The sequence below is a fragment of the Petrotoga halophila DSM 16923 genome, from assembly GCF_002924615.1.
The window spans coordinates 1-10,690 of record NZ_JALY01000117.1; the positions used below are offsets into that span (position 1 = coordinate 1).

A 10,690-nucleotide genomic window follows, 5' to 3' on the forward strand; every position below is an offset into this window, starting at 1 on the left:
TATTTCCGATGCCTCTTCTTTGAGTTTCAACGATTTTAAATCTAACCTTTCTTCAATATTCGTTGGGTAGTTTTGATTTTCGTTTATTACTCTTTCTACCATATCTTTTGTTTGATTGTATAGTTCTTGTGTGTATTCAAAATATTCTAGAGGTGCGTTACTTGCTCTTAAAGTTTCTAAACTCTTTTGAGCGGTTAGTATCTGTTTTTCTAAATTTTCTTTTTCGTCTTTATCGGTTGATAAGTTGTACTGTTGGTTCAGTATTTCTATTTCATCTTGGTACGTTTGAATCATCTCTTCGTTGTAATGTCTGGTGAATATATCTTCTATCGTGGTTATGAATTCATTCGTTTGAGCCATGTAGTATTTAGAAAGCGCATCGTAGTAGCTGCTTTCAGTCTTCAACCTTTCTGCCCTGTCGATTATTGTTAGATCACGAGATAAAGAGATTGATATATCCTCCCCAGAAGGACCTTCTATCGTCCAGTCATCTGTTGTGTTTAAAGTAAAAGGGAACGAGAGACCCACCTGGGCTCCCCATACCTCTAAGAAGTTTACATCCAAAGAAATCCTGTAACCTTCTAAATCTCCTTCTCCTCCAAAAACCAACCCACTAACGGTTGTTGTTCCTGCTGGGATTATCCCTGTTTTCATTGTATCAACAGATATTCCCAAATATGGAACAAAGAAGTTGTCTATTTTGTTCATGTTTAATTCTGCGCTTCGCAAGTTCAACTCCGCTTGCGTATAAGATGAACTTTTGTTTAAATTTTGTTCGTATAACTCTTCGAATGTCATCCCAAATAGGCTCAGGATTCCTACGAGAAGGGTTATTACTAAAACTATAAGTTTTTTCACAATCCTACCTCCTCAAGGCTCCTTCCTGTGTCTATTATGTAGTTGATGGTCGTTTTTAAGTAATTTCTTACACTTTCATAATAATTCTTTTGGGTTGTTAGATAGTTTATGTTCACAGTGTTTAGTTCCAATTCAGATACCAATCCTTTGTTGAATCTATCCTTTGTATCGTTGTATGTGCTTTGAGCTAAGCTCATTCTTTCTTCTGAGTTTTTCAAACTTTTGTAAAGAGTTTCGATACTATTTTTTGTTGTTTTGTGTGCTTCGATCAATGTGTCCTGTGTGTCTTGCAAACTTAAGATATTTTTTTGGTGAGTTATCTCAGCTATTCTCTTGTTATATGCTGATGCGTTGGCAGGTAAGTTGTTGAGATCGTATTGTGAAATATCTACGTTTAGTTGGGCTAGCTTTAGATTGTAGTTGTTGTTTAAGTATTCCTCATCACTCACGAATATGCCTTCATACCCTGGAATATTTATCTCTATTTGGCTGTAATCTCCTTCGTATAATTCTTTTAAGTTGTCTTTGGCGGTTTCTAAATTTAATTGGGCACTTTCCAAATTGTTCTGTGCATCACTTACATCGAGTTCAGAACTTTTAAGGTCGTCTTCTGAAATCAATCCGTTGTTGAACAATTCAGTATTGTTATCGTAAGTTATCTGGGCGTTTTTTAACTGCAAATCCGCTGTTTTTACATTTATTTCTTCTACGTAAACATCCAATACTCTGTCTACTATGTCACCGTAGTAATCTTTCACAGAAGTATTGTAGTTTGAAAGACCTGAGTAATAACTTAATTCCCCACTTAATTCTAACTTCCTGTTCGTTGCCTCTATCTTAGCCTTGTTGTAGTCGAGGTTAGTCTTTTCTAGATCAAGCTGCGCGGTTTTGTATATTGTACTACTTGCTTTAGCTGTATCAAATACCTCTGTTAAACCTGCTGAAAACATCCCCGTCACTAAAATCAAGGTAAAAGCTATCAATACTACTTTCTTCATATTTTTTCCTCCTTTGGCTATTTTTTAAAATAATAAATTCACAAATATATTTCTAGTATAAAATCTTTCACTTAAATATAGCTTAAAAATTTTCTTTTTTCTAAAATGAATGTTTAAACAGTCTCTATTGTTGAGAATTTACTCTTCAAATACTGGTACAACAAAAATTTCTTTATAACATTTGCATATTTTATTATATTGTTATAAAATATAAGTGACATAAATTTTATTTTTATAAAAAGGAGGCTCTTATGAATAACAATCCAAACAGAAGAGGGTCCCTATTTGGACCGCTTTTTATATATTTTATTCTCGCTATGCTTATTTTTATGAGCATTTCTCAGTTAAATACATCGAACATAACTGAGATAAGTTATACCGATCTCGTGAACTTAATAAATCAAGACACGATCATAAGCTTACAAATCGATACAAGTGGCCTTATCCAAGCGAAAGCCAAAAATGGACAGCTTTTTCAGGTTTATGCCCCAACTTTGCTTATGGATCAAGCTTATGTTAGAGCATTAGCAAATGATGGCATTAAGATTGAGTATATTCAAAACACCGGGGCAAGTTGGTGGGTTACTATGCTTATCTATATGTTGCCCTTAATAATACTAATGTTTTTTTGGTTTTGGATGTTCAGAAGATCTGGAACAGGAGAAGGGATACCTGGAGCCAATTATAGGAGAAACCCTGCTAAAAGATATGATGCTAGAAAAAATAAAATTACTTTCAATGACGTAGCTGGAATCGACGAAGTTAAAGAAGAATTAGAAGATATAGTTAATTTTCTAAAAGATCCTAAAAACTTCAGTGCCTTGGGAGCAAAAATGCCTAAAGGGGTACTCTTGTCAGGACCTCCGGGTACAGGAAAAACTTTGGTAGCCCGAGCTGTTGCAGGAGAGGCTAATGTGCCATTTTATTTTATGTCGGGTTCTGATTTCGTTGAATTATTTGTAGGTGTTGGGGCATCCAGAGTCAGAGACCTTTTTAAAGAAGCCAAAGAGAATAGCCCTGCAATAATTTTCATCGATGAATTGGATGCCGTAGGAAGGCAAAGAGGAACGGGCTTAGGTGGAGGTCATGATGAAAGGGAACAAACCTTAAACGCTTTATTAGTTGAAATGGATGGTTTTGATCCACGAGAAGGTATAGTTGTAATGGCAGCAACAAATAGGCCTGATATCTTAGATAAAGCCCTCTTAAGGCCAGGAAGGTTCGACAAAAAAATATTCTTGGATGTACCTGATTTAAGGGCGAGAGAGGAAATTATAAAGATTCACCTAAGAGGTAAAAAAATCGCAGACGATATAGATATTAAAAGTTTAGCTCAAAGTACCCCTGGTTTTGTCGGAGCCGATTTGGAAAATATGGTAAATGAAGCAGCTCTACTGGCAGCAAGGGATAACAGAGATCACATAACTAACGATGATTTTCAAGAGGCGGTCGAAAGGGTGATTGTAGGCCCTGCCCGTAAATCACGAAAAATAACTCCCAAAGAGAAAAAAGTTATCACCTATCATGAATTGGGTCATGCAGTTTTAGGCTACCTTTTACCCTACGCAGATCCTGTTCACAAAATCACTATAGTTCCTCGTGGACAAGCAGCTTTAGGTTACACGATGCAACTTCCAACTGAAGACAGGTTTTTAATCACAGAGCCTGAAATAAAGGATAAAATAGTTGGTATGTTAGGTGGACGAGCTGCTGAAGAGATTGTATTCAACGAAATCACAACAGGAGCAGGAAACGATTTAAAGAGAGCTACTGAGCTAGTAAGGGAAATGGTTGCCCAATTAGGCATGAGTGAAAAGATCGGACCCATTGCATGGGGTGAAGAAGAAGGAGAAATCTTTTTAGGAAGAGAAATAACTCGAATGAAGAATTTTTCCCAAGAAACAGCTAAAGAAATAGATTCAGAGATCAAGAATTTTATTCTTAGCAGTTATGAAAAAGCTAAGAATTTACTGGTGGAAAATAGAAAACGACTTGACCTTTTGGCCATTTATCTTTACAATAAAGAGAATATCTCTGGAAAAGAGTTCAAAAAAATGATGGAAATGGATATAGAAGAGCTTAATGACTACGTTTTAAAAGATAAAGATGTAAAAGAAACAAACCTTTTTGTATCTTATGCCTAAAATATAACAAACATCTTAACTTTGAGAGGTGTAGCCATGTCTTCAAACTACAATAAAGATAGTTTAATCAGACGATTAAAAAGAATAGAAGGTCAAGTTAGGGGCCTTCAAAAAATGTTGGAAGAAGAGAGAAGATGTGCAGATATATTAACACAGTTGTCTGCGGTGAAAGGAGCTTTGAACAAAACCGCAGAAGAAATAATGAAAGGTTACACAAAAAGCTGTATATTAGAATATGAAGAAACAGGAAACGAAAAGATGTTAGACGAATTAATACAGGTTTTATCAAAATTTAGAGAAATATGATTGTGAGCAGGGTAAATAATAAAAATTCTTTTATCCGTATGGGTGGGCCTGCGGGTCGAAGGGGCGCTAAAACAAACTTTAGAGCTTCTATAGATGACCTTATAAAAATTTTATCAAGGAGAGACTTAGATGAGTAAAAAAAAGAAAAAATTACTATCCGTAATAATAATTTTTGGTTTATTTATTACTTCTTGGATCTTTGCAGACACTGTTTCTAATAGTTATCAAAAGGATTCTGTAACGCAAATTTATTTAGATAAGTTTGAAGAACCTATTTACTCTACGCTATACTACATAGTCAATTATTATTATGGCAAAGAGAACGTTGATTATGACAAAATAGTGGATGCCACAATTGAAGGGATGATGGAAGGACTGGATGATCCTTTTGCCTGGTATCTCGATTCCGTTCAGACAGAAGAAAGTAAAATAGACATAGAAGGTAAATATGGTGGAGTAGGGTTAACTATTAGATATGATTATGAAATGGATGCCGTTATTATCGTCTCACCAATGAATGGAACTCCTGCACAAAGAGCAGGATTAATGCCTAACGATTACATTTTATCCGTTGACGGTACCCCTACATCCGAACTCGGCCTTAGCAAATCAGCCTCGCTAATGAGGGGTGAACCCGGCACAGAAGTTACCTTGGAAATATACCGTGACTCATGGAATGAACCAAAGAATATAACATTAATAAGAGAAACAATAGAAACTAAGACAGTAAAATTCGATAAGTTACAATACAAAAATAAAAATTTAGGCTACATACTACTCACTAATTTTGCCAAATCAAGTCCTCAGGAAATGACTGAAGCTTTAAATAATCTCTCGAATCAGGAAATAGAAGGGATAATAATTGATTTAAGAAATAATCCAGGTGGACTTTTACAATCAGCTGTTGATATTACTTCTATGTTTTTAAAGAGCGGTGAAGTAGTTAGTGTTAAATATTTTGATGGTACAAAAGAAACAATTCCAAATATTCCAGGTAATTATTACAGTTTTTTACAAAATATCCCTATTGTTTTGTTGGTGAATGGAGGTTCAGCATCCGCATCAGAAATCTTAACCGGGGCACTTAAAGATAATGATGTAGCAACCGTCATTGGAGAAACAACTTATGGAAAAGCCGCAGTACAAAACACATTTACCTTATCCACCGGAGGAGAAATTTGGTTACCTATCGCTCACTACTTCACGCCAAGCGGATCAGATATTCATTTAAAAGGGATAAAACCTGATATAGAGGTAAGCAATCCAGAAAGGGAAGTCATCTCTATGACAGAAATCACCGAAGAAGAAGCAACTGAAGCTTTCTATACGACTACAGAAAAACCTGTAATAAATATCGAAGAAGATTTGCAACTGAAGGCTGCTTTGGACTTTTTAACTGGGGGGAACTAAGTTGCGCATTTATGGATGGGTAATATCTATTTTTTTAATATTCTTTTCCTTGTCCATCGGCTTATATTTCTCAATGGGCCGAATAGAAAGTACCAATTACAATATAGAAAAATCTCCCAAATTTACAGTAAAAAATATCAATTATGATATTTCTTTTTTAAATGATCAATTAAATGATGCGAACAACCTTTCCATTATAACTCGTAATATAATGGATGATGGAGTTTTTGTAGGAACTTTAAAATTTGATTTTAGAAACAACAAACTAACTATCAAACCTGTTACTAAAAACGCTTACGACGATTTTAGAAGTTTGATTATCTCCACAGATGTTAGGTACAAAGAATCAAGAAACGATTACGAACTATATGGTTTAACTTTACCCTACTATCAACTTATAACAGACAATTTATACCTAGAATTAACTCCAAAGATATATGTTTTGAACCTTGAAAAATTTGATGAAAACACGATAAATATAATGAAATCCAGATATAACTTATTCACACAACAGGATTATAGATCGTATTCTTTCAATAGGGATATTTTAAATTCTTTGAACGAATATGGTGGAGTTATCGTAGATGTGGATTTACTTAACAATCCTGCAGTGAACCCTCTGTTGGATGTTTTTAAACAGGAAAATATAGATATTGAACCGAATGTTTCAGTTCTTATATTCGAAGGATGAAAAAATGTCAAATATTTTTTTAGATTTTTTCAACTCTCTTATAAACCCCAAAAATATTTTCAACGTCACAAAAAAATCCTTTTTTATCCCATTTCTTATAACCCTATTTTACATTTTTTCTCCAGTATTTTTGAGAAATATGCCGCTACTTGAAGTGGGACGTTTTGACGTTTTCAAACTTAAATTACTTATTTTTATACTGCTTTTTTCTTATTTAAGTTCGGGCATAAGAATGCTTTTTTGTTCTGATTCTAATTTACTATATGCATACATTTCTTCCGTTTCTCCTATTACATTAGGTTTATTAGGAAAGCCTTTTCTCTATTTCTCTGTTTTATGGGTAATTATTTTAAGATTTTATATAGACTTAAAAAAGAAGAATTATTATTCGGTGATAATAGGTATTGTTTTTGACTTTTTCCTAGTATGGTGGTTGCTGTGAGAGAAAAAAAGGACTTCTTTTTAGAACTTGCAAATTTCATCACCCGAAATGCTTATTACATAATAGCGATAGTTTTTGTCTTTACCATTATCTTTGGTTTTTTTTCAACGAAATTGAAAGTAAACTCGGATTTGTTGAAAATACTACCTCAAGACTCGGAAGTTGTTGTGGAACTTAAGGAAGAACAAGCATTTCTTGAAGGATCTGATATCATGGTTGCTGCATTTTTTCTCAACGATAATACACAGCCTACGCAAATTGCCGAAACTTTTCACGATTTGATGCAAAATGAACCTACCTTTTTAAGTTTCGTGCAAACAGATCTATCTTTCCTTTTTTCATACGGCATCATAAACTTAAGCCAAACGGATTTAATATACACAATGTATGAGAACTTACAAAGTTTTGGCAGTTTATTAAATAGAAATTTCACCTACGATTTTGAATTATTTGAAAAAGCGGATAGCTTTTTGGAGGATATTTACGATTTAGAAAATATTCTCCAAACTGATGAAAATACTGATTTAATAAGTTCCTACTACACTTTATCACCTGATGGAAAAGTTATGATAATGGGACTCACTTTCAACAAACCTTCCTCTGATTTAGATTATGTAAACTACATTGTTCCAAAAGTGGATTCAATTTTGACAGAGATCGAAAAGACTTTCAATATAAAGACGGGTTTGACTAATTCTTACGTTACGGAATATGAATCTAATCGTACGGTTATGGAAGATTTTAGACTAACAACAACCTTATCGATTATATTCATAACTATTTTATTCTCTTTCGCATTTGGTAATTTCACTTCTTCTATAATAGTACTTTTAGGTTTAATAATATCTACACTTTTAACGATGGGACTCATTACGTTAACTTTCGGAGAATTGAATATAGTAACCTCTTTTGTCATGGCAATAACTTTAGGTTTGGGAATAGCCTATGGGATTCATGTGATGACAAGATTTTCAAAAGAAATTGAGGATGATGGTAACTTTACTACTGCATTGGCTTCGACTTACAAAGGAATCCTTTTCCCTCTCTTCTTTGGAATGATAACTACTGTCATAGTTTTCTTAACGCTTTTCTTCATGGGATTACCCGCTTTTAACGAGTTAGCAATCGTTAGCTCAATGGGTTTATTGGTTTTTTTCTTTATAATGATTTTTTTTGTCCCAACATTAATTTACGCTTTAAAAGTAAACATAAAAATCTCTCCTTTTACGGCCAAAATAGACAATGCTTTTAAAAAATTCCCTCACTTTATTTCAAAAAACTCAAAAATGATTTTTATTGTAGTTGTTCCAGCAGTTTCGATCTTCAGCGTTTTAGGTCTAATTAATTACACTAATTTTTCGTATACGCCTCCAGGGCTAATCTCTTCTAATTCAGAATCTGTGAAGGTCGGAGAACAAATTTTGGATCATTTTGGAAATATTTCCTTTGATACATTGCAATATCTAATGAGAGTTGACGAAGATATTGAAACTGTCAAAAAAGAATTATTAAATACGGGGGTTGTGGAATCTGTCAACAGTTTGCCAGACATAATTCAAGAAAATCTTGGAGAATTTTCTAAGATAAAAACACAGTTAGAAGGTTTATCTCAAGTTATCAATAATCCAATAATAATATCCGTCTTAAAAAAGTATAATCTATATTCTGACAGTTTAAAACTGATAGATGCCGCAGCACGCTCTTCTGACCTTTACCATTTTACTTTGAATATAATGGATATTTTCCCTGAGGACCTCAGAGGTAATTTTTTAATAGAGAAGGATGGCCAAAAATATCTTCTTTTAGAAGTAACTCCCAAGTTCAGCCTTTGGAGTAACAACGGTATAAAAATTTTCTTTGATGCATTGGGGGAAAAGGGAGAAAACATTCTAGGCTTACCAAAAGCAACATATAAAATAATGGAGATGATCAGACAAAGATTTTATATACCATTATTCCTATCTTTCATCTCCATATGGGGTATAACTGCTATTGTTAGAAAAAATGTTATTCAACCATCAGAAGCTATGCTTAGCCTTATAATTTCTGTATTAGCTACTTTTGGCCTGTCGTATTTAATAGGTATAAGGGCTACTTTCGTAACTGTTCTAACTTTTCCCTTAATCTTTGGTATAGGTATAGATGGATTTCTCCATCTATACCATACGTTCAGCAATAATAAGACAAACTTTTGGAATATCTTAAAATCTATAACCTTTTCACTTTCTACAACAACGCTCTCTTTCTTAAGCTTTCAATTTTCTAGAGGAGAACTTTTAAAAGAATTTAGTTTGACTATGTCTATGTCTTTGGGTTTTACCTGGTTATTCACAGCTGTTATGTTCATTGTGAACAGAGAAATGCTAAGAAAATTCTGGAAAAGAAAAAAGTAATTAACTTATTTTGGTTTGAACATATCGCTGTTTATCTGCAACGGTACATTCAACCAATAAAAGATACTCAGATCGAATTGAATGTACGCAAGATAATCAAATTCTTCTTGTCCAAAATTGTATTTGACGTCTCCTCCTGCCTTTATTCCATCGAATCTATACTTTCCAGATTCAAAGGATATATATGGCCTCCATAATGTCTTTTCTACGTTGGTTCCAGCGTATATAGATTCATCCTCATATCCAATGTAAGGGTCTATCTTCGTATCAAGCACAACAAAAGGCTTATCTAATTTTGCGTTTATACCAGAACTTGAATCATACGTGATTCCTATACCCATTTCATAAATATTGTAATTGTTAACAGAGTAGGGACCTATTTGGAAAATAGAATCTAGGACATATGATTCAAAAGTTGTGTTTCTAAATAAACCTCCACCTCCCACAAATGTGTTTATCGTATTTCCTAAATACAAAAGAGAACTATTGGAAACATAGAAACTTGTTAAAATATCTTCTTCTATCAAGCTCAAAGTTATACTGTTAGTCGTATAATAATCAAAGGTCAAGGATAAATCCCCGTACACTTCATTCCCATATGAATATGCATCTACAAACCCAATGTAGTTCATAGCCTCGCTGATAAAAAATGCACCCGCTCCGTATAAAATATTTTCTTCTGTATCAATGGCTAAAATTGGAAATGGCACTATATAAGGGTTTTCAAACGTGTATTTTTCTACTTGAACATCTTCAGGATAATATATTTCATAACTTTCAAAATCAACTTGTGTAAATTCGCCTTGTAAAACAAAACTTTCTTTAACTGCACTTTCTAAATCTAAATAACTCAAATGGTATCCCTCATGATCGTAAACTAAATGGTACAACTTATCGTTCAAAACTACTGGGTCAAAACCACCGCTTAAATAATTTGTCAGACGCTCAACCATTTTGTTGTTTGTGTTTAACCTATAAATATTGTATATCCCATCTTCGTAATTAGCTGAATAATATATAAAATCATTATCGATAAATAACCCGAGCTCTTTAACTTCATCATCTGTAATTTGATAAATTTTTTCTGGTGATAGATCATATGAATAGATGTCCGTTTGGTTATTGTAATTAGCGGAAAAATATATTTTATCTTCTCTTCCTACAATATCGTTAAAAACATACTTACCAAAATCTATTAACTTTTTTACTTCGTTAGTCTTTAAATCGTACAAATACAAAGCGGTCAAGCCTTTATCTAATTTTGAATAAGCTATCTTATCGTTTCCCACAAAACCAAAAGCTTTAACCCTCTCATCTATTAGCCTTTCACCGTTTAGGCAATCACAATCATAATACAACTTATTTGTGTAATATCCCATATTGTAGGTAGTCACTAAGTACAAAAGATCACCTCTTGAATTTACATCGAATGAACTTACTCCCTTTTT

7 protein-coding genes and 1 pseudogene are annotated in these 10,690 nt (G+C 33.5%); 5 read left to right on the forward strand and 3 right to left on the reverse strand.

What is annotated here, in order from left to right:
• Both AA81_RS05515 and AA81_RS05520 read right to left on the reverse strand, forming a co-directional pair.
• Positions 1 to 858 (reverse strand): annotated as a pseudogene (locus AA81_RS05515) (hypothetical protein); the annotation flags it as partial.
• Positions 855 to 1,856 carry a TolC family protein gene (locus AA81_RS05520; RefSeq protein ID WP_103898468.1) on the reverse strand — a complete coding sequence of 334 codons (1,002 nt, stop codon included), beginning with the start codon at positions 1,854 to 1,856 and terminating at the stop codon, positions 855 to 857. The gene AA81_RS05520 and the pseudogene AA81_RS05515, both read right to left, overlap by 4 nt.
• Positions 1,857 to 2,107: 251 nt before the next feature.
• On the opposite strand from AA81_RS05520, the gene ftsH reads away from it, so the two are divergent.
• From ftsH to AA81_RS05550, 5 genes are all read left to right on the forward strand, one after another.
• Positions 2,108 to 4,000, forward strand: a complete 1,893-nt coding sequence (gene ftsH, locus AA81_RS05525; RefSeq protein ID WP_103898469.1) for an ATP-dependent zinc metalloprotease FtsH — start codon at positions 2,108 to 2,110, stop codon at positions 3,998 to 4,000.
• 36 nt (positions 4,001 to 4,036) lie between these two features.
• Positions 4,037 to 4,306 (forward strand): metal-sensitive transcriptional regulator, encoded by a 270-nt coding sequence (locus tag AA81_RS05530; protein ID WP_103078860.1) that lies wholly within the window; start codon positions 4,037 to 4,039, stop codon positions 4,304 to 4,306.
• Between the two features lie 129 nt (positions 4,307 to 4,435).
• On the forward strand, positions 4,436 to 5,716 hold the full coding sequence (locus tag AA81_RS05535; RefSeq protein WP_103898470.1) for a S41 family peptidase: 1,281 nt from the start codon (positions 4,436 to 4,438) through the stop codon (positions 5,714 to 5,716).
• 1 nt (position 5,717) lies between these two features.
• Entirely contained in the window at positions 5,718 to 6,407 is a 690-nt protein-coding gene (locus AA81_RS05540; RefSeq protein WP_103898471.1) for a hypothetical protein, read from the forward strand.
• A 438-nt stretch (positions 6,408 to 6,845) separates the two neighbouring features.
• Positions 6,846 to 9,242 (forward strand): efflux RND transporter permease subunit, encoded by a 2,397-nt coding sequence (locus tag AA81_RS05550; RefSeq protein ID WP_169999622.1) that lies wholly within the window; start codon positions 6,846 to 6,848, stop codon positions 9,240 to 9,242.
• 5 nt (positions 9,243 to 9,247) lie between these two features.
• Here the strand turns inward: AA81_RS05550 and AA81_RS05555 are convergent.
• Positions 9,248 to 10,690, reverse strand: a 1,443-nt coding sequence (locus AA81_RS05555; protein WP_211292662.1) for a TolB family protein, incomplete at its 5' end; no start/stop codon positions are given.